This window comes from Acidiluteibacter sp. (assembly GCF_055129545.1).
The window spans coordinates 85,810-106,991 of record NZ_JBSRUB010000006.1 but is presented as its reverse complement, the minus strand read 5'-3'; the positions used below and the strand labels follow the sequence as shown (position 1 = coordinate 106,991).

The window sequence follows — 21,182 nt, the reverse complement described above, 5'->3', positions numbered from 1 at the left end:
ATGAAAATTAGAAAATACGGTTTAGAACTTAAAGAGGTAGAGCGGGAAGATTTGGAGTTAATTCGCCAATATAGAAACACAGATATCATCAAAAAAAAGATGATTCACCGTCAACAAATCACTCGAGAGCAACAGCTAGAGTGGTACAAAGAAATACGATCGGTCAAACATTATTATTTTCTCATCTACAAAGATGACTCTGCTATCGGACTCATCAACGGAAAAAACATTGATTTTATAAACAAAACTTCTGAAGGAGGTATTTTTGTTTGGAACGAAGATCGAAATTATGAAATTTCAATTACCGCCTCCATCATTTTAAATGACTGGAACTTCTTTATCAATGCTTTTGAAAAAAATTATGCTCAGGTATTAAAATCCAACAAACAAGCCATTGCCTACAATGAGTTTATGGGTTATAAAATAGCAGATAGAACCCATGAAAATGATCAAGTTATTTGGATGGAACAGACCAGAGAGGACTATGCTATATATCGCAAAAAAATAGAACTCTTAAAATTTGAAGACTTCAATATAAGTGAACCGCTGACCGAAAATGATATCTTTTTCGACGCAGATGAAGAATCTTATGCAAGAAGTATAGTTGAATTAATCCCGGCATCACAACAAGAAATCTACAACCGAATTTTAAAGAGAGCCTTCCCATGAAACACAAAACACTGAGTATTGTCGTTCCTGTTTACCAAGCAGAAAATAGCATTGGGGAGCTTATTGATCAATTGGAGACCAACACCTATCTGAACACTCTAAAATGGGAACTTATTTTAGTCGATGATTGCAGCACTGACCTTAGTTTTCAAATTATTGAGGCAAAAGCAAAACAATACAGTAATATTATTGGCTTGACTTTACATAAAAACTCTGGGCAACACAGCGCAACTCTGGCAGGGATTATTGAGGCGAAAGGCGAATTACTTTTGACCATGGACGATGATTTTGAGCATCCGGTTGAAGCAATAGAAGGATTGATTAATGATTTAAATATGCAAAAAGCCGATGTCGCATTTGGCATTCCAAAAAACCAAGAAAAGAATATCATTCGAAAACGAATAAGCAAGGAATTCAAACGTTCTACCCGTAACTTCTCAGAAGGTTATGGAGAAGGATCTGCTTTTAGATTGATACGGAAAGAAATTTACACTCAACTAAGCAAACACAAAACCCCTTTTGTATTCATTGATGAAGTATTGGCTTGGTATACAAAAAATGCGATTTTCATTCCCATCAACTTTAATAAAGCCACAAAAAAGTCAACTTATAAAGTTTCGAATTTATTTGGTCTGTTTTTTAACATTATGTTTACCTATTCCTCATTCCCAGCACAGTTGTTAACTAAAGTTGGAATCGCAGGAAGTTTTATATCATTCGCAATTGGCCTCTTTTACATCGTCAAAAAACTATTTTTTAAAGCACAGCTTGGATTTACATCAATCGCAGTATCCATCCTGTTTTCAGCTTCGTTAATACTTCTAGCACTAGGTGTGATTGCCCAATACATTTATCGTCAAAACAGGTTATTGAATCAATACCCTCAATTTTCTATCAAAAGTAGAACAGATGAGGAAGACTGACATTTGGTATTCTTACACTTTAAAACCTTACCTGCTTGATGAACCAGGCTTCTATAACAAGCAAGACTTTGAGTGGACAAAACTGTTGGAAGATAATTTTGAGGTTATCAAAAAAGAGACGTTAGCATTTGTCCAAAACAATCAATTAAAACCCTATTTTAATAAAAGCCTACTCAGTAAAACCAATAGTTGGAAAACGGAAGGCTTGCTATTTTGGGGATACTTTTTTAGAAAAAATCACTCCCCTTTCAGTGCCACTTGGAAAGTTGCCAAACAAATTCCGGGAATTGTTTCTTTTTCCATCTCAGAGTTGGATCCAAATAGCAATATAAAACCTCACAATGGAGATACCAATGCCATCATAAGAGTCCACTTCCCAATCGTTGTTCCTTCAGGGCTCCCTGAGTGTGCATTTACCGTAAATGGTGAAACAAGAGCTTGGGAAGAAGGAAAAGTGATCTTATTCAACGATGCGCAAATTCACTGTGCACAAAATTTAACCGACCAAAAACGGTTGGTACTATTGATTGATGTTATTCGACCTGAATTTCTGAATCAGAAAATTGAGATCTGTGGTAAAGTTCTGAATGGATTGGCTTGGCAGGCCATTACTCAAAGCAATCCAACCATAAGGAATTATCCGTTATGGATGAAAAAGCTACTTTGGAGTAGCATTCGTTTTTCTGCACGAACAGCGTTGAGAATTAATCGAATATTTTGGCCTTAGTATTTTACATTTCGGCGGATGTCCCACTTTAATTTTCCAAGACTTAAACTCACTAGAGCACTCCACACAAATGACTTTGGTGGAGAAGCTTCAAATTTACCCCCGATTAAACTTTCATAATAACCTTTACTCAACTCATCTACTGCAGAAATCTGAGAAGGGGATAATTCTTTTTCCCATTGTTTTGTTTTTGAAGTATTAATCGGCTTTTGTAGATTCTCCCACATCGCATACTTTTGTTTCAAATAGGCTGGATCTAACTTCCCGTCTCGGGCTTCCAATGAGGACAAATAGGCCTGTATCTTCTCGTCCTTATTTTTTCTAAAATTTAGCATTTCTGAATCGAATGACACTCCTAAAAAATCGCAAATTTTCTGTGTGTATTCTTCAGGCTTCACGCACATGGCGTCATAATGCACCAATAAAAAACGATCGGGATATTTCGCGGCTTGCTGCGCAATCAATTCATTCGTATAATTCCACCAACTTGCCAAATAGCTGTAATTTTCAAAATGCTGAATTTTGTGTTTAGCTCGGGAGATACAATTGTCCTTTGGCTCTCGTAGCATCCAAATAAATTTAGAGTTTGGAAAGAGCGACATTATCTGAGGTAGATAATAACTGTAAATGGGGTTTTTATCTATTAGAATTGATGGATTCTCGTCACCTTTTAAGCAGCTTTCGTAAGTTGATTTTATGGCTTCTTCAAAATTATTGGCCAACAAAAACTTAGACTCTAATCGCTTGAGATCAGGTTTCGCAAAATGCAAAAAATCCTTATTCTCAGTAATTGAATTCAACATTTTAGTTTTCTGAGTTGCATCAAAAGAATAGGCTATCGAAAGGTGATTCAACAACACAAAATGTTCCGGAAAACTTTTTATTTCAGGACTCATATCAAGCACCTCGCGCAACATGGTGGTACCAGAGCGCCAGAGCCCAACAACGAAATGAATATTACTTTGCATTTTTAGATATTACCTCATGTAGTTTTTCCTTCTTATTGGGCTGAAAATTATTCAAGATAAAGTTTCTTGAACCCAGAAGTATAGAAAAAGGCAAACCGTAATACACTTTATGTGCAAATAATAATACATAGTAATTCAATTGAACCCTAGTTTTATCCATAATCGATAAGCTAATTGATGGCAATTCTCTTTTGTAATCCCATCGTTCTGCATATGGAAAGCTATGTGCGTCTATCATTCGAATTTGTTCTTCTGTCAACTTCTGCTTATAATGGCCAATCTTATTTGGATTTAAAGGCTTAACAGTTGATTGATGTTGAGCCTTTAATCGTTCACTAAACTTCTCCTCAAATTGGTCCTTAATTTTCAATCGTTCCTTTTCTAAATCTGACAACGAATCAATTCCTGAGAATACTTCAAACTTCTTGAAGAAAGTATCCTTATCTAGTATCAAATCCTCAAACCTTAAGGTCATGAATTGATTGGGATATTTTTGTCCAAAATCATCTAAACTTTTATTATAATTCTGCCATTTATTAGCAATCGCTCCGACTGATGCTTTGGAATATTTTATTTGAGAAGTGACATTGTCTCGTGGATCTCGAATAAGTCTAAAAAACTTAGCCTCGGGAAAAATTGAGATTAACTTATCAACGAAAATGGTGTATTTAGGGTTTTTATCTACAATGAATTTTATTCTTTCTTTATTAAAATTTGACTTCCGATAAATATAAACCAGTTTAATTAAATCTTGAATCGTGGCAGAGTTGGGTAATTGCTCAATATTCTCTTTAAACCCATCGCTGAATTCCCACATATAATTCACAAGAATATCTCTTTTTACATCAGCTATAAATAACGCTGAATTTTTAGGATTCCAGCGCTTCATTTTTTTATACTTCTGCCAAATAATCAACAGAAATCTAGACTCCGTTGCTGAAGCTACATTGGGATGGCTATCCAATATTGTACTCAACAATGTGGTGCCACTTCGACCTTTTCCAACGATAAAAAAAATAGGAATTGCGCGCAGCTCCTCTAAGGTATAAATCATAATTCAAGCTAATATTCTTCCAAAGAAAAGATTTCTTTTTCTAATTTAGAAAAATGAATTTCCAAAAAACACTATCAACCGACAACCAACTGATTAAAAGGCCACAACTACTTTGGTCCATTCTAGGATTATTTATTCTCTGCTTTGCGTTTTATGGATCAACCATTAAAAACGATTACAATTTAGATGATAATTATGCATACACCAACAATAAAAATGCAATAAACGGGCTTTCAAACATTAAGGGAATTTTTACGGAAAATACATTTGCACAAGCGTCCTACAATTATGGTTATCGTCCAATCACGACATTAAGCTTTGCCATAGAAAACGAGTTTTTTGGAATTAATTCAGCAGCTAGTCACACCATAAATGTTTTACTCTATTTCATCGGTTGCAGTTTATTTTTACTCCTTTTAATTACGCTTTTCCCATCTGCTAAATTTGGGCTCAGCTTAGTCGTCGTCATCTTCTTCTTGGCTCTACCAATACACAGTGAAGCAGTCAATAATATCAAAAGTAGGGATGAATTATTAATGTTAATATTTTGTTTGACAGCTACTTGGATTTGGTTGAAATCTACCAACGGAAAATGGTGGTTATTCTTCCCGGCTTTAATTGCATTTACATTGGGAGTTTTGAGCAAAAAAACTGGACTCATCTTTATCGGTATCATCCCTACCGCATTGTTTTTCCAAACACCTTTTAAAGTAAAACCTTTTTTTGCCTCTATTGGTATATTAGCGCTTATTCCAATTGGAATTCGGGTCTTTAGAAAAATAACCAAAGTAGGTGAAACCGCTCGCCTTTACACCAGTATTGAAAACCCGCTATATGACCAATCAATTGTGGTAGACCCAATGAGTTTTAGTTTCCATTCATTATGGTTTTATTTTAAAAAAATGGCATTTACCAGTGAGTTAGTCTCTTATTATGGATACAATACGATTCCAACCACTGGATATGGAATAACAGTTATTCTCTCTGTAGTCCTATTGATTGCATTAATATTTATCGCATTAAAAGGATTAAAAGATCGGACACCGATATCATTCGGAATTATTGTGATGTTAGGTGGCTTACTTCCATTTGTCAACTGGCTGGTGCCAATGGTTGGAATCGTTGCCGAAAGATTTGCAACAGTTGCCACTCTGGGCGTTTGTATTTTTATTCCATTTGGATTAGCTGAAATCTTTAAACAACTAAAGGTTAAGATTAATCTACAGCTTATTGGAGGAATGACACTCCTCATTTATTGCGGAATTGCTTTTTTTACTATTCAGGCAAGAAATAAGGAATGGAAAAATGATGAAACTTTATTTACTGCTGATGTAAAAAAGGAACCAAATAGCGCTACTGTTCAGGGTCTCATTGGAAAGATCTATTTAAATAAAATCCCCAACTTACCTGACGATCAGGCGAAAATCACTATGGGTAAAAAAGCGCTTCAACATTTGGAAAAGTCCGTAAATATTGCTGAAGACAAATATATTCTAACTGAATTGGGAAGCCTTCAATTTAGGGCATTACTCAATTATAAAAAAGCGACAGAGTCCTATTTGAGAGCAATTGCAATTGATGCTCTATTTGCAGACCCATATTATCATTTAGGCTGGGTGAGTTTAGCTCAAAAAGACACTGCGGAAGCAATTGACTATTTCAAAGAAGCCATCCGAATAAAACCATCATATATTAGTGCCTATGAACCACTGTTGCAGCTGCTTGTTTTTACAAATAGAGCCGCTGAAGCGATGGAAATAAATCAAAAAGGACTAGACAAATACCCGACTGATCTTCCTTTAATTTTAAATCAAGCAAATATTCATTTTGTGCTCAAAGATTATCGGAATTCACTTGTTTGGTATGAAAAATACCAAGCTTCAAACCCGAATAACAAAATGGTTGTACAAAAAATAAATAAAGTCAAATCGCTATTAAATTAAAATTGATTTATTTTTTCTTGTTTTGCTTCTGAATAAAATCATCTAGCTGTCCATGCTCAGCCATATGAATCAGATTGATATCTTGCTTATACAATTTGTAAGCTTTCCAAATGGGCGGATTAGTAGCAAAGGCATCTAAGAAAGAATACAATTTAGAATTCTTAAAACAATAAGCAGGTGGCAGCCATCGATATCCTACACCAATCGAGTTGCCCACATTTTTCACCGAGTGCCAGTAAAATGGTGGGTTCCATAATACATCACCGGGCTTTAAATGCACACTATAGCCATCAATATATTGATACAGTTTATAAGGCCCACTGAAATCAGGATTAAATGGATCAAAAGGACCAGACTCCATTTTAGCTGGCCCATCTCTGTATACATTTCTTACAGGGTTTGGATCTACTATAGCAGTGTGTTTCGGATGATACAGCATCCATTTCTTTTCACCGTATACTTGGGTAAACAAATTACATTGATTAGCGTTATGAATTGGTGTTATGGTATTATCCCCGCCCATAAATACCTGAAAAGCTTCGAATGCAGTTCCTGGATTCCGACGTTCTCTCAACCATTTATAGTCAAAATCTAGAATGTGTTCAGGATGCCTTTCCAATAATGGATAAAAACGGTAATACTTTCCGGTTCCTTGATGTATTCCATCGATTAAATCAGCTAACGTCATTACCTCATAAGGGTTCTCCATTTTTAACTGATCAGCCATTACAATTCGATCTTTCCCGTGTAAATTCTTGAAATAATCTAAGCTCCATTCTTTTACACAGTTCCATTCTTTAGCGGCACCTTCTATAATGACGGGTTTCATCCCATCTACATATTCTCGTTGAAACTCATCTAAACTCAAATTAGATCGTCGCTCCACAGGAATTATTTTACCCGGACCTTGTTCCTTTAATGACTTTTCTAATTCAGTATAAAACATTCGTCGACTATTTAAAGTCAATTTATAAGCTTTCTCTCTTCCCAAGAAATGATCTAAGATCTGAAATTTTGCATATTTCCTAAGTTGAGCAGGACTAATTTTGATATTTATATCCATCTATTTTTTGAGTTTAGACTTTTTGTTTTGCAAGGTATTCTTTCAGCATCCCGCCTTCTAAGAGGTGAATCAAATTGGCATCTTTCTGGACAAATTTTAACGATTTCCAAATTGGTGGATTAATCACCATAGTATCTAAAAAAGCATATAAAGGAGCTAATTTATAACAATAAAATGGAGCACACCATCGGTATCCAACTCCGATAGATTTGCCAACATTCTCTACTGCATGCCAGTGATAAGGAGGATTCCACAACACATCACCCGGTTTTAAATGCACGGAATATCCTGAAATGTATTTGAATAAAGTATAAGGCGATGAATAATCAGGTTTAAAAGGGTTAAATGGCCCTTCTTCCTTTTTAAATGGTGCACTTCTATAAATACCTTTTACAGGATCGGGGTCTATAATTGCAGTATCATTTGGATGATACAACACCCATTTCTTTTCGCCTACGACTTGAGTAAATAAATTCGGCAAATTGGCGCTGTGCATTGGAGTCACAGTTTTATCTCCTCCCATAAATACTTGGAACGCTTCCAAAAAAGAAGCCTTATTCTTCTTCCTTCTTAACCAATCATAGTCGAAGTCTAATAAATGTTCAGGGTGCCTTTGCAACAATGGATAAAACCGGTAATATTTTCCACTTCCCTGGTTAATTTCATCAATGAGCTTGCCCAATGTCAATTTCTCGTATGCATTCTCTATTTTATATTGATCGGCCATTACTATTTCATCCGAACCATGCAACTCTTTAAAGTAATCAAAACTCCATTTCCTAACACAATCCCATTCTTTTGCAGCACCCTCAAACACAACAGGAATCCCTTTCTTTAAATAGTTTTCTCTAAACTCAGCATCACTTAAATCTTTCCTCCTATCAATCGGAATTAATTGTTGTTCTCCTTTCTCTTTTAAATCATCTAGTAAAATATCATAGTATTTTCTCCGACTATTTAAGGTCAGTGATTTCCCTTTACTCCTTCCTACAAAATGGTCAAGCAATGCATAATAAGCATATTGCCTTAACTGACTCTTCTTTAATGACTGTGACATGATTCTACTAAAGGAATAAATTTAGTCTTATATTTTGACTTCCAAAATAGGAAACTTATTTTTTAGATTTGAAACATTCTCTTCCATAAAGTATTCATTATAAAAAAACCTGAATAGTTTCATTTTGTCTGTCGACCATAACTAACTTTTGCCTCTTCATTATAGATGTGGTGAGGAGAAGAAAACAATAAGGAGGCAGAGTAGAATGATATTCTTAAAACAACCTTCCATAGAAAAATGAATGATTGAGGTAACTTTTTTGAAATGAGCTCAAAAATTTGTTTCGAATCCAAAATAAAAACTTCAAATACTAGAAAATGCAGAACAATGTATCCAATTAGAAACAGCAAAATCGGCTTGCGGCCACTCACTTAGTTTGCAATCATAGAGCTGTAAACATAGGCAATTCCGAACTATTCTTCAATAGTCACCAACCAAAACTTCAGCCACCATTAAATCAAAAGGAGTAGTGATTTTGATGTTTTCAGGGTTCCCTTCAAACAAAGAAACTGTGTGACCATTTGCCTCCACAACAGAAGCATCATCGGTAAAAGAATCAGAAAAAGATTGCTCGTATGCAGAATGCAATAAATCAACATCAAACACTTGTGGCGTTTGTACCAAACGATATTCGGAACGATTTACCGCCTTATTATTTTCTCCTTTAACTAATCGTATAGAATCTACCAATTGCACCACAGGGATAGCTGATTTCGCCTTACTGGCCACTTCATACCCTTTTATGATTGTCTCTTTTGAAACAAATGGCCGAACACCATCATGAACAGCTACCAAACCGGATTCTGAAATAAGTGCTAATCCGTTTTTTACGGAATGAAAACGGGTTTGCCCACCGGCAGTAACTAGAACAGGAACTTCAAACCCATATGTGGTTCGAAGTTCCTGCCAATATTGTATTTGCTCCGAAGGGAGCACAAGAATAATCTGTATTGTTTGGTCTGCGTTATAAAATTGCTCGATGGTATGCATTAAAATAGGTTTTCCTCCCACTTCAATAAATTGTTTGGGTAGTTCCGATTTCATTCGGTTTCCCTTTCCTCCTGCAACTATTATCGCAAAATGCTTCATTGATTAAATAATCAACATGGCATCACCATAACTGTAAAACTTGTATTTTTCTTTGATCGCTTCTTTGTATGCTTTCATGATCAAGTCATATCCACCAAAAGCAGCCGTCATCATTAATAATGTAGACTCTGGTGTATGGAAGTTAGTAATCATTGCATCAGCAATACTAAATTCATATGGAGGGAAAATAAATTTATTGGTCCACCCTTTATGTGCTTTCATAAATCCATCAGTAGAAACTGACGTTTCAATTGAACGCATACTTGTGGTACCAACAGCTACAATTTTCTTCTTTTTCTTCTTAGCACTATTTACAATCTGAACAGCTTCTTCAGTTACCTCAGCTTCCTCAGAATCCATTTTATGTTTCGTTAAATCTTCCACCTCAACTGAACGGAAAGTACCTAACCCAACATGTAGTGTTACGTAAGCGAAATCAATTCCCTTGATTTCCATCTTTTTCAACAAGTTTTTTGAAAAGTGCATTCCCGCTGTAGGCGCTGCAACAGCTCCTTCATTCTTTGCATAAACTGTTTGGTATCGCTCCTCATCTTCTGGCTCTACCGCTCTTTGAATATACTTTGGAAGTGGAGTTTCTCCTAAACGATCTACGATTGCTTTGAATTCTTCATGAGAACCATCAAACAAGAAACGTAAAGTTCTACCTCTTGATGTCGTATTGTCAATTACCTCAGCAACTAAATCATCGTCACCAAAGTACAATTTATTTCCGATTCGGATTTTTCGAGCAGGATCAACCAAAACATCCCACAATAAACTTTCTCTATTTAATTCTCTTAGCAAGAAAACTTCAATTTTAGCACCAGTTTTCTCTTTATTTCCATACAAACGAGCAGGAAAAACCTTGGTATCATTCATGATGAAAACATCTCCTTCATCAAAATATTCAAGTACATCTTTAAAAAGTCGATGCTCAATTTCACCCGTATCTCTGTGAACCACCATCATTCGAGACTCATCTCGATTGGTTGCAGGGTGCTCTGCCAATAATTCTTCAGGTAAATCAAACTTGAACTTAGATAATTTCATATGAATCGTATTTAATTATGGAGTCAATTTTAGCGAGCGCAAAGTTAATAATTAAAACTTAAATCCACTCTTTATTATATGGTTTCCAACGAATCGAAAAATTCCTCTACTACAATCGCATCATTTACGTTGTATTCTCCAATTTTTGTCCGTCGCAATTCTGTTAAATGCCCACCGCTTTGCAATGCAATTCCAAAGTCATAAGCAATGGATCTTATATAGGTCCCTTTGCTGCATTCTATTCTAAATCTGACCTTAGGAAACTCCGAAGTATCCACATCAAATGAATAAATGGAAATTAATTTTGTTTTCAATGCAGGCTTCTCCCCTTTTCGGGCGATGTCATATGCTCGTTTTCCGTCTACTTTTTTCGCAGAAAAATCAGGAGGCATTTGATCCATCTCTCCGACGAATGATTGGGCGGCACCTTCCATCATTTCTTTTGTGATGTGATCGGTTGGAAAATGCGCATCAATTTCGGTTTCTAAGTCATAAGAGGGTGTTGTCGCTCCTAAGGTAATTACACCTGTATATTCTTTTTTCTGCTCTTGAATGGATTCAATTGTTTTCGTCTTCTTCCCGGTACAAATAATCAATAACCCAGTGGCTAAAGGGTCTAGTGTGCCGGCATGACCCACTTTAATCTTCTTTAGGGAATACTTTTTCTGAAGTGCATACTTCACCTTTTGAACTGCATTGAACGAGGTCCAATCCAAAGGTTTATCAATTAAAATAACTTGTCCTTCTATATAGGGATTCTCCATTGACTAAGCTCCTAGAAAAGTATAAATACATGCGATTGCACCTACTATAAAACAGTAATATGCGAAATATTGTAGCTTACTCCTTTTCACAATTTTTATCATCCATTGGCAAGCAAAAAGTCCCGACACAAATGCTGCGATAAAACCTACCAAAAGAACCATTCCTGAAATGGGTTGCAAAACGACTGCATCGGCAGAAGCTTCAGCACCGCTCAACTCCATAAACTTGATCACTTTTAACAAAACTGTTCCTAAAATCGGAGGCAAAACCATTAAAAATGAAAATTGTGCTGCTTTTTCCTTGTTGATGCCCAATAATAACGAAGCTGCAATAGTAGACCCTGATCTAGAAATACCAGGTAAAATAGCGATGGCTTGAACCAGCCCTACAATAAATGCATTCTTGAATGTAACTTTACCATACTTCTCTTTCGCAATCGTAGTTAAATATAATAAAACACCCGTTATCAATAACATTACACCAACGAAAAACACATTTCCATCAAATAACTCTTCGATTTGTTTTTCGAATAAAATTCCAACGATTCCAACAGGAATCATTGACAAGGCGATTTTGAATAAATATTGGGTCTCATCGTTCCATTTAAATTGAAAAAGTCCAGCAAATAAATTGCCAATCGTTTTTCTAAAAACAACGATGGTACTCAATGCTGTAGCACCATGAACAACAATAGAGAATAATAATGGATCGGAGACTTGAACATCTAAAATGGCTTTACCCAACTCAATATGTCCACTGCTACTTACTGGTAAAAACTCGGTTAATCCTTGAATAATTCCAAGGATTATGGCTTCTAAAAAACTCATGGAAATGACTTATGGAATTAATCCGCTTTTTTCATAATTGCATAAACTGCCAACCCAAAACCAACTAACACCAAAATTGGAGCTACCGTTATTCTAATTGGGCTAAAAATTTCATCGTAGTGAAATTCATTTGGATTGTCAGCTCCACCACCAGACATCAAAAAATATCCAAGGATAACAATTGCTGCTGAAGCAATTAATAACTGATAATTCTTTTTGCCAAATGCAAATTCGTCTTGCTTATTTTCCATAACTCTTAATATAAATCTGTGCTTTGTATTCTTAAAAATTTACGAACTGCTAATGAAGTTGAAATCCAAGAGATTAACACTCCTAAAACAATTACTCCTGCTCCTAAAATACCATACAATTGAATGTCGGCGATGTCTAGAATGTCAGGCATATTTTGAGCCGCTGAATAAATCACGCCTGATAATAATGCGATAGCGATCAATGCGCTAAAAAATCCATTTACAATTCCTCTCCAAACAAATGGACGACGAATAAAACCACCTGTAGCTCCTACCAACTGCATTGTTTTTATTAAAAACCTTTTGGAATATATCGCCAATCGAATGGTATTATTTATCAATGCTATTACTACAATCAACAACAAAACACTAAAGCCCAACAAAATGACTCCAATCTTTCTAACATTGGCATTCACTGCTGAAATCAAATCCTTTTGATAGGAAACCTCCAATATTTGAGGGTTTCGAGCTAAACTAGCTTCTATCCATCCAATACTATCCGGATGCGCATATGCAGCATTCATGTTTACATCAATACTTGCCAACAACGGATTATAACCTAAAAACTCGACAAAATCCTCCCCTAAATCCTGTTGCAACAATTTAGCAGCCTCGTCTTTATTGATGAATTGTGTTCGCTTCACATACGCTTGCTTATTCAAAGTCTCTTGAATTTTGGCAGCTTGCTCAGCAGTTGTATTTTCATGCAAGAAAATTGAAAAACCAATGTTTTCTTTCACATGATTGGAAAGTTTCTGCGCATTTAAAATAATCAACCCCAACAATCCCAACATAAACAACACCAGCGAAATGCTAATAATAGTCGATATATAGGAGGTTCGAATACTTTTTCGTGCAACTTTTTTCTCTTCCTTGGACATCCTTTAGTGGAATGATTAATGTGCTAAATTATAATTTATGTTTCCCATTTTCAACGGAATTCTAGAATAATTATTTTTTGGGTCCTAAAACGCCCATTTTTACAGCGATAGACTTTCCAAATTCTCGGATTTCTTCTGCGTAAGCTTCTTCACCAGTAGCTCTTGCAAATGCGTCTGCCAATGTGATAATATTCTGACAAGTAAACTTCATCATCTCTTCTACCGCTAAGTCTTTTTTCCACAAATCAATTCGCAATGTATTTTCTTCTTTTTCGTCGTACAATGCAATCATCATCGCTTTTGCTTCTTGCCCTTCTGCTCTTTCCGAGCCTTCTGCCATCCAATTAATTTCTTCAGGAACATGATTTTCATCCATTCCTATTATAAACTTAATCTCTGAACGTGTTTTTACTGCCATCTCTTATCTATTCGGTTTGTATTTCGATTGATTCAATAATTCTTGTGCATTTTTCTCTTCCATCAGCTCTTTCAGCGATAATTGTGGTTTTAACTTCATGTACTTCTTCACCATTTGCCACCCGATAAAATGACCCAATTTCGCTGGAGCTTGTTCTGGAAATCCTGCCGTAAAAGGCCCTTCTCCAATAAATTTCCTAATCTCCATATTGTCGTTTGAGTAAAGCAACTCTTGCTCTACAATAAAGGCCCAAATTTGTGCTTCGTTTTCTAAACACCATTCCAACTGCTCCTCTGTAAATCCAAAACTTTGATGCAAAGCTGCATCCGGTAACAATTGATTCAACACATAATGCACTTTACCATAATACACCATTTGTTTTAATAAATTATCGCCATTGGGTGCTTCATACTCTGTAGTCAACCATGAATACATGGCATCCACTACAATTTGGTTGGGATACATATTCCGAAAACGGTATTGTGGCATTCCCAATTGGGGATAATAAGCAGAATTAGCACCCAAATACATGTCTAAGCCAATTGCCAATAAACTATCATCAGCCACCATGGCATAATTAAATCCTGAAATAAAGCTCACTAATTTCGGGGTTGGCTGTTCAGGAAAGTAATGTTTATAATATTTAAACCCTTCTAGTAATTGATTTTCAAACTGATTTATTTCCGTAAATACAATCTGAGTAGTATCGTAAAGTGCACTTACATTTTTATCTTGAACAAATTTAGTGAGGTTAATAGCCGTAACACTGTCATATGGGCCTTCTAATCGCATAATTTGTTGCGTAAATAAGAGGTAGAAGTGTGGAAAATCCGCCCTTAATTGTGAAACCTCATTGGCGGTAAAACCCTCACTGCCTGCCTGAAACAAAGCTTGATCAAACCGATGAATGGGCAACTCCAATGAAATTCCTGATGTATCGATTCTTTTTACCTCATCTCCGCAACCAATCAGGACAAAAGAAAGTAAAAGGAAAGAAAGAAGTTTGTTTGTTGCTGTTTTTAACCAAAAAGCCATTAATATTGTAATTGAAATATAAATTCACCAATCTTAATCCGCAAAATTATGAAAAAGATTACGCTATTATCCTTTAGTATTCTATTTAGTCTAATCAGCATGGCTCAGTCAAGTTTTCAACTTGGATTCAGAGCAACTCCGAACATTTCTTGGTTAAAACCTGATTCAAAAAACGTAGATGCTGATGGCGCAGTTTTGGGTTTCAATTATGGTGTAATTGCTGACTTTAATATCTCAGACCGATATTCTTTTTCAACAGGTGTAGAATCTGTTACGACAGGTGGAAAATTAACAATGAAAGACATTGCTACATCTGCTGAGTACAAAATAAAGTATGTAGAAGTGCCATTGAGTTTAAAATTGAAAACTAACCAAATTGGATACATTACTTATTACGGACAATTCGGTGTAGGCTTAGGAATTAATTACGATTCAGAAGCAAAATTTTCGAGACTTGGGGTAAACTCAACTGATGAGCGATACAGTGATAAGATTAGCATTTTTAGAGGTTCAATCATTATGGGCTTGGGAGCTGAATACAATATCTCAGGAAATACTTCAATTGTTGTAGGTCTAACTTTCAATAATGGTGTGACCAATCTTTTTAATAAAGATGGGAAAGATTATATCAAAGAAACTAGTAAGTTCACGAACACAGATGTAAGTGGAAATCCTATTGATCCTACATTAGATCCTGACGAATTAAAAGCCATTTCAAACTACTTGGGTCTAAATATTGGAATTATTTTTTAATCGATACATCCCCAAGTTTTAGTCAACAATTGACTTTATTTCATGAAGATATCTTTAGCACAACTCAATTATCACATTGGGAACTTTGAAGAGAACACCAAAAAAATAATTGACTCCATTAATTCTGCAAAAGAAGAAATGGTTGATCTTATTGTTTTTGCAGAATTGGCTATTTGTGGGTATCCGCCAAAAGATTTATTGGAGTTTGAAGAATTTATTGAGACCTCTGAAAAGGCCATTCTGGAGGTTACAAAGCAGTGTATAGGAATTGCTGCTATTGTTGGAGGCCCTAGCAGAAGTCAACTAAAAAAAGGAAAAACACTTCACAATTCAGCTTATTTTTTAGCTGATGGAGAAGTAAAAAGCATTCATCACAAAACACTTCTCCCTACTTATGATGTATTCGATGAAAATCGATATTTCCAATCAGGTAGCTCAGCTCAATTGGTACACTATAAAAATGAAACCTTCGCCATTACGATTTGTGAAGACTTGTGGAATGTAGAAGGAGATATGAAATACAATGCATCTCCTACGGAAGAGCTGGAACTTGACAAAGCCGATTTTATCATCAATATTGCAGCTTCTCCATTCTCTGTTATTCAACGAGAAAAAAGAGAGACTGTATTGAAGTGGAATGCCAATAAATACCAGTTACCTATTTACTATGTCAACCACATTGGCGCACAAACAGAATTAATATTTGATGGTGGATCCCGCGTTATTCATCCAAATGGAGATTCAATCGGAGAAATGAGTTATTTCAAAGAAGAAATCAATTCATTCAACACGAAAAGCCATAAGGTTGAGCATCCAAACGTCGGAACAACAGAAATAGAACGCATACACCAGGCATTGGTTTTGGGTGTAAAAGACTACTTTAAAAAATCAAATTTTACCAAAGCGCTTATTGGATTAAGTGGCGGAATTGATTCTGCTGTAACATTGGCAATAGCTGCGGAAGCATTGGGAAACGAAAATGTAATGAGTGTGCTAATGCCATCTGAGTATTCATCCGAACATTCTATAGAAGATGCAATTGCATTATGTAAAAACCTCAATTCTCCACACGAAATTGTTCCCATAAAATCAATTTTTAATGCCTTTCAGAATGAATTAAAAACACCTTTTGATGGAAAAGAAGAAGACGTAACTGAAGAAAATTTACAAGCCAGAATTAGAGGAACTTTATTAATGGCTTACTCCAATAAATTTGGAAATATTTTACTAAACACCTCCAACAAAAGCGAAATGGCTGTTGGCTATGGAACGCTTTATGGGGACATGTGTGGAGGCCTTTCGGTGATTGGCGATGTATACAAAACAGAAGTGTTTAAGTTGGCCAATTACATCAATCGAAACAAAGAAATTATTCCCCACAATACAATCACTAAACCCCCATCTGCTGAGCTACGACCTGACCAAAAAGACACGGACTCTTTGCCAGAATATGAATTGCTGGATCAGATTTTAAGACTCTACATAGAAGAGAATAAAGGAGTGAAAGCAATCATTGATTTGGGATTTACTTCAGAAATTACAAAAAAAATAATTAGACTTGTTAATCTTAACGAATACAAGCGTTTTCAAGCCCCTCCAATTTTAAGAGTTTCTACAAAAGCTTTCGGAATGGGACGGTTAATGCCACTTGTTGGAAAATACACGTTCTAATTTTTTGAAATGAAATTAAATTTTGCACTACTCCTACTTGTCTGTTTTTTAATCACTAAAACTACTTTTAGTCAAGACTTCAATTCAAATTACACTCCTCTTCGATCTGCAGGGGAAGTTCCAATAGAGCTCAGAAAATTATCTACCGAGAAATACGAAACTCGAAAAGAGACGTTTAAGAAAGAGGATCGAAGAACGCGGAAGACAAAAGAAGAACTCATACTTCAAACTACCTTTGCTATTGATGAGTTATTGTTGAGTGGAGACGTTATCTTTAATGACACCTTAGGGAAATATGTCAACAAAGTAGCCGATGAACTCTTGAAAAACAACCCAGAGCTAAGAAAGAAGTTAAATTTTTACATTGTAAAATCAAGTTATATCAATGCCTTCACCACAGAAAGAGGAGCTATTTTTATAAGCTTAGGATTGATTTCAAAACTACACAACGAAGCAGAATTAGCATTCATCCTTTCTCATGAAATTATTCATTATCAAGAAAACCATATCCTAAATGGATACATCGAATCCTCCAAGATCAAAAAAGAAAAAGGAAAATATAAAGGTCAAAGCATTAAGGAGAAATTACTGTCTAGAAGTAACTACTCTAAAGATTTAGAATTAGAAGCGGACAATAAGGGATTCAAATTATTTTCTCAATCCAACTATGATAAAAAGGCAGCCATTACTGCAATGGAAGTTTTAAAATATGGCCCATACCCTTTTGATGATAAGGAGTTTGATCTTTCATTCTTACACCATTCAAATTACACTTTTCCAAATTCTTATCAGCTAGACACTGTCCGAACAATTGATCCGGAAGAGGATTACGATGACAGTGAAAGCACCCACCCCAACATAAAGAAACGAAAAGAACAATTGAACAAGTTACTAATTGACAGTAGCTCTAACTCTCAATTTATAGTTTCAAAAAAATCGTTCGACTACGTTAGAGAAATTAGTCGATTTGAAATCCTAAATAATTTCACTTCAGAGCAAGATTATGGTATGGCATTTTACCACAACTACTTACTTCAGTTAAAGTATCCGGATAATGTTTTCTTAAAAACTAACATGGGGTATCTCCTTTATGGTTTATCCGTCTACAAAAGTAATAAAACTCAATTGCGAGTACTAAGGAAATATTCTAAAGAACAGGGAGAATTTCAACAAGTATTGTATCTCTTCAATCGACTAAAAGATGAGGAACTTTCTGCAATCGCTGTAGAGTATTTATATAAATTAAATAAAGAATATCCAGACAATAAATTCACCGAAAAGATAATGCTTGATGCTTTTAGGACTTTGATTCACGATCAAGAAATGACACTAGACCATTATGTAAAAAAATCAGAGATCGCAGAAATCTTATTACAAAACCAAGAAGACCTATTAACAGACCCTTATGCTAATATTGACACCACTGACTACACAGATAGACAAAAAGCAAAATTAGAAAGAGAGATTAAAAGGCAACTTCGAAAAAAGGAAGAGAAGGTTCAGTTTGACCAGTTCGTGTTCGCTGATATAATCACTGAGGTACGATTTGATTCTATATTTAAACAAATCACCGCAGAAGTAGACAAAACGAAAAACGACACGAAAGAATTAAGCTATAGTTCTCAATTACAAGCTAGAAACAAAGCAAGGAGAAAAGCATATAAATTCGGAGTTTCGTTGGATGCAGATAAAATTGTGTTGGCAGATCCTTATTATTCTAAAATTGATGAACGAAAAGACATCCAAACAAAGTATATAAAATCTGAGAAGAAACAACTAGATTTTAGGGAAAGTGTGTCTAAAAATGCTGAACGATTAGATTTAGAAATTGAAATTCTGGGAAAGAAAAAATCTATGAATGATGACATCAATAGATTAAATGAAATATCAATTAGCAACAATTGGTTGGAAGAACGAGCAGAACATGACAATATTAAAATCATTCCGTACAATTATCAATTTATGAAACCACTTAGCGAAAGCTATGGAACCAATTATTTTGCTTGGATGGGTCTGCTAAACGCACGTTTAAAAACAGAGTTCAGTGGCACTTTATTTACATTAAGTTTACTCTCGGTATATCCACTACCATTTTATTTGGCTTCCTTAATTAGACCAGACTATGCTACATACTATTACGCTTTAGTGGTGAATGTAGAAACGAGCGAAGTTTTGATCGAAGAAAGCAGGTATAATGATACCAGAGATAATAACGACTTAATCCAAAGCCAGATTTACGATACCTTCTTTCAAGTAAAACGTAAAAAAGACTACATCAAATGATTCTAAAACAACTCTTGCCATTGGTTCTTTTCTCGTTTATTTCTTTGCTTGGAGTCTCTCAGAAAGCGCCTGGCTATATGGGAAACAGACTAAGTATTGGAGCTAATTTTCATGCAGTACCTGCCTTAATTAACCCCAACAAGAATGGTGGAACTGGCTTTTTTAAATTCAATACTCAAATAGGAGCAACTGCAGAATATGCAACCAATCGACACGCCTCTATTTTAGCTCATTATCAAACATACAAAACTAGGAAGGAGTATGATAATTACGATTTTGTTAATTTCCCAAACAACTATAGTTCCTTAAATGAACTATCCGCTGAACTAAAGGTAAAATCAATTGGGTTTGAATATCGACGCTATGCCAACAGCATCTCCCCTTTCGGAAGTTATCGAGGGTTTTTATTCAACTTTAAAACAATCGATTTAGTTCAACCTGACTATTTGAAATCTCCGACCATTTTGAATCCTCCAAAAAATGAATCTCCTTATACGTTGCTTAGTGTCGGTTATACAATCGGGAAACAACGAATTTATTTTAATAAAATAATTGTTTCTACTGGTGCAACCATAATGATACCATTAGAGTTTGGAAAAATTAAATTATTAAAAACTCAAGATGGAAATAGTACTTACAATGAGGATATCGGAGTCTACAAACGTGTATTCCTGCACGATTTATTCAATTTCAAAATCGGTGTGAGATACCTTCTGTTCTAAGCTACGGTCCAAGTATTTTCGCCACTTAACAATTTATCCAAATTCCCCTTTCCTTTGCGCTCAACTGCCAAGTCCAATTGTTGATACATGGCCTCTTCATATCGATATCGATCTTCAGCATAAAGCACTCCAAAAGGTCGTGGCAAATGGCCTTCCAAGGAGGTGTTATCAAAAAATGTAGTCAATAAATAGGCTTTATTTTTATCACTAGAATCGTGAATCCAAAGGTCTTCCAAAGTAAAAGTTCCATCATCTAATCGCACCACTTTGGGTTGTCCATTTTCAATGATTATTCCTTTGTTATTTTCCTCTCCAAAAACCAAAGGTTGACCTTCTTCCAAAAATAATGCTTCTTCTTTTTTACTTCCTTTATCGGTATAGACTTCAAATGCCCCATCATTAAACACGTTACAATTCTGATAAATTTCTAACATCGATGTTCCTACATGGTCATTGGCACGAACCAATACATCACGCAAGTGTTTAACATCACGATCCATCGCCCGAGCTATAAAAGTAGAGCCAGCTCCGAGACACAATGCCATTGGATTAAACGGGTGATCTAACGAACCCATTGGAGTTGACTTCGTCACTTTACCTTCCGGAGAAGTTGGAGAGTACTGCCCTTTGGTTAAACCATAAATTTCATTATTGAACAACAAAATATTCATGTTAAAATTCCGTCGAATGGTATGAATCAAGTGATTTCCACCGATAGATAATGAATCTCCATCACCAGTAATCACCCAAACGCTTAATTCTGGTCGAGCAATTTTTAATCCACTAGCAACTGCCGTCGCACGTCCGTGAATAGAATGCATTCCAAATGTATCCATGTAATACGGAAAACGAGAGGAACATCCAATTCCAGAAATAAATACAATGTCTTCCTTGTCTACTCCAGTATCAGGTAGAATACTTTGCACCTGTTTTAAAATAGAATAATCGCCACAACCAGGACACCACCTTACTTCTTGGTCGGTTACAAAATCCTTTGGAGTCAATTTTATATCTGCTGTATCTGTAATCATTG

Annotated in this window: 21 protein-coding genes; 8 read left to right on the top strand and 13 right to left on the bottom strand. The window is 35.5% G+C overall.

Annotated elements, in window-relative coordinates; translation table 11 throughout:
- From ACTB0X_RS02440 to ACTB0X_RS02430, 3 genes are read left to right on the top strand one after another with little or no spacing between them, the layout of a single operon-like run.
- Nucleotides 1–669, top strand: coding sequence for a hypothetical protein (locus ACTB0X_RS02440; RefSeq protein ID WP_463023392.1), 669 nt, complete (start codon nucleotides 1–3; stop codon nucleotides 667–669).
- The gene (locus ACTB0X_RS02435) at nucleotides 666–1,592 is read left to right on the top strand and encodes a glycosyltransferase (protein WP_463023391.1); all 927 of its coding nucleotides are present in this window, start codon (nucleotides 666–668) and stop codon (nucleotides 1,590–1,592) included. Before ACTB0X_RS02440 ends, ACTB0X_RS02435 begins: the two co-directional genes overlap by 4 nt.
- On the top strand, nucleotides 1,579–2,319 hold the full coding sequence (locus ACTB0X_RS02430; protein ID WP_463023390.1) for an aspartyl/asparaginyl beta-hydroxylase domain-containing protein: 741 nt from the start codon (nucleotides 1,579–1,581) through the stop codon (nucleotides 2,317–2,319). Before ACTB0X_RS02435 ends, ACTB0X_RS02430 begins: the two co-directional genes overlap by 14 nt.
- Here ACTB0X_RS02430 and ACTB0X_RS02425 read toward each other — a convergent pair.
- Together ACTB0X_RS02425 and ACTB0X_RS02420 are read right to left on the bottom strand one after the other, a co-directional pair.
- Nucleotides 2,316–3,287 carry a sulfotransferase family protein gene (locus ACTB0X_RS02425; RefSeq protein ID WP_463023389.1) on the bottom strand — a complete coding sequence of 324 codons (972 nt, stop codon included), beginning with the start codon at nucleotides 3,285–3,287 and terminating at the stop codon, nucleotides 2,316–2,318. The two genes, ACTB0X_RS02430 and ACTB0X_RS02425, sit on opposite strands and share 4 nt — an antisense overlap.
- The gene (locus ACTB0X_RS02420; RefSeq protein ID WP_463023388.1) at nucleotides 3,277–4,341 is read right to left on the bottom strand and encodes a sulfotransferase family protein; all 1,065 of its coding nucleotides are present in this window, start codon (nucleotides 4,339–4,341) and stop codon (nucleotides 3,277–3,279) included. The genes ACTB0X_RS02425 and ACTB0X_RS02420 overlap by 11 nt, the downstream gene beginning before the upstream one ends.
- A 53-nt stretch (nucleotides 4,342–4,394) precedes the next feature.
- Between ACTB0X_RS02420 and ACTB0X_RS02415 the strand changes: the two genes are divergently transcribed.
- Complete coding sequence (locus ACTB0X_RS02415; RefSeq protein ID WP_463023387.1) at nucleotides 4,395–6,284, top strand: tetratricopeptide repeat protein; 1,890 nt, start codon at nucleotides 4,395–4,397, stop codon at nucleotides 6,282–6,284.
- A gap of 7 nt (nucleotides 6,285–6,291) precedes the next feature.
- On the opposite strand, the gene ACTB0X_RS02410 is transcribed toward ACTB0X_RS02415, so the two are convergent.
- The 10 genes from ACTB0X_RS02410 to gldB form a co-directional block, all read right to left on the bottom strand.
- Entirely contained in the window at nucleotides 6,292–7,347 is a 1,056-nt protein-coding gene (locus tag ACTB0X_RS02410) for a cupin-like domain-containing protein (protein WP_463023386.1), read from the bottom strand.
- A 13-nt stretch (nucleotides 7,348–7,360) separates the two neighbouring features.
- Nucleotides 7,361–8,404 (bottom strand): cupin-like domain-containing protein, encoded by a 1,044-nt coding sequence (locus ACTB0X_RS02405; protein WP_463023385.1) that lies wholly within the window; start codon nucleotides 8,402–8,404, stop codon nucleotides 7,361–7,363.
- 420 nt (nucleotides 8,405–8,824) lie between these two features.
- Nucleotides 8,825–9,493, bottom strand: coding sequence for a 2-C-methyl-D-erythritol 4-phosphate cytidylyltransferase (locus ACTB0X_RS02400; protein WP_463023384.1), 669 nt, complete (start codon nucleotides 9,491–9,493; stop codon nucleotides 8,825–8,827).
- A 3-nt stretch (nucleotides 9,494–9,496) separates the two neighbouring features.
- On the bottom strand, nucleotides 9,497–10,543 hold the full coding sequence (queA, locus tag ACTB0X_RS02395) for a tRNA preQ1(34) S-adenosylmethionine ribosyltransferase-isomerase QueA (RefSeq protein WP_463023383.1): 1,047 nt from the start codon (nucleotides 10,541–10,543) through the stop codon (nucleotides 9,497–9,499).
- Nucleotides 10,544–10,617: 74 nt separating this feature from the next.
- Nucleotides 10,618–11,307, bottom strand: coding sequence for a tRNA pseudouridine(55) synthase TruB (gene truB, locus ACTB0X_RS02390; protein ID WP_463023382.1), 690 nt, complete (start codon nucleotides 11,305–11,307; stop codon nucleotides 10,618–10,620).
- Nucleotides 11,308–11,310: 3 nt separating this feature from the next.
- A complete protein-coding gene (locus ACTB0X_RS02385) occupies nucleotides 11,311–12,135 on the bottom strand; it encodes an undecaprenyl-diphosphate phosphatase (RefSeq protein WP_463023381.1) in 825 nt (274 codons plus the stop codon).
- 17 nt (nucleotides 12,136–12,152) lie between these two features.
- Nucleotides 12,153–12,386 carry a DUF3098 domain-containing protein gene (locus ACTB0X_RS02380; protein ID WP_463023380.1) on the bottom strand — a complete coding sequence of 78 codons (234 nt, stop codon included), beginning with the start codon at nucleotides 12,384–12,386 and terminating at the stop codon, nucleotides 12,153–12,155.
- Nucleotides 12,387–12,391: 5 nt separating this feature from the next.
- Entirely contained in the window at nucleotides 12,392–13,267 is an 876-nt protein-coding gene (locus tag ACTB0X_RS02375) for a cell division protein FtsX (protein ID WP_463023379.1), read from the bottom strand.
- A 70-nt stretch (nucleotides 13,268–13,337) separates the two neighbouring features.
- A complete protein-coding gene (gene gldC, locus ACTB0X_RS02370; protein WP_463023378.1) occupies nucleotides 13,338–13,685 on the bottom strand; it encodes a gliding motility protein GldC in 348 nt (115 codons plus the stop codon).
- A gap of 3 nt (nucleotides 13,686–13,688) precedes the next feature.
- Nucleotides 13,689–14,720, bottom strand: coding sequence for a gliding motility lipoprotein GldB (gene gldB / locus ACTB0X_RS02365; RefSeq protein ID WP_463023377.1), 1,032 nt, complete (start codon nucleotides 14,718–14,720; stop codon nucleotides 13,689–13,691).
- A gap of 48 nt (nucleotides 14,721–14,768) precedes the next feature.
- Between gldB and ACTB0X_RS02360 the strand changes: the two genes are divergently transcribed.
- The 4 genes from ACTB0X_RS02360 to ACTB0X_RS02345 are packed head-to-tail and all read left to right on the top strand — an operon-like array spanning nucleotide 14,769 to nucleotide 20,149.
- The gene (locus tag ACTB0X_RS02360) at nucleotides 14,769–15,473 is read left to right on the top strand and encodes a porin family protein (RefSeq protein WP_463023376.1); all 705 of its coding nucleotides are present in this window, start codon (nucleotides 14,769–14,771) and stop codon (nucleotides 15,471–15,473) included.
- A 42-nt stretch (nucleotides 15,474–15,515) separates the two neighbouring features.
- Entirely contained in the window at nucleotides 15,516–17,144 is a 1,629-nt protein-coding gene (locus ACTB0X_RS02355; RefSeq protein ID WP_463023375.1) for an NAD+ synthase, read from the top strand.
- A 9-nt stretch (nucleotides 17,145–17,153) separates the two neighbouring features.
- Nucleotides 17,154–19,427, top strand: coding sequence for a M48 family metallopeptidase (locus tag ACTB0X_RS02350; protein WP_463023374.1), 2,274 nt, complete (start codon nucleotides 17,154–17,156; stop codon nucleotides 19,425–19,427).
- The gene (locus ACTB0X_RS02345) at nucleotides 19,424–20,149 is read left to right on the top strand and encodes a hypothetical protein (protein ID WP_463023373.1); all 726 of its coding nucleotides are present in this window, start codon (nucleotides 19,424–19,426) and stop codon (nucleotides 20,147–20,149) included. Before ACTB0X_RS02350 ends, ACTB0X_RS02345 begins: the two co-directional genes overlap by 4 nt.
- Here ACTB0X_RS02345 and ACTB0X_RS02340 read toward each other — a convergent pair.
- Nucleotides 20,146–21,180 (bottom strand): 2-oxoacid:ferredoxin oxidoreductase subunit beta, encoded by a 1,035-nt coding sequence (locus ACTB0X_RS02340; RefSeq protein ID WP_463023372.1) that lies wholly within the window; start codon nucleotides 21,178–21,180, stop codon nucleotides 20,146–20,148. The genes ACTB0X_RS02345 and ACTB0X_RS02340 overlap by 4 nt on opposite strands.
- Nucleotides 21,181–21,182: the final 2 nt, after the last annotated feature.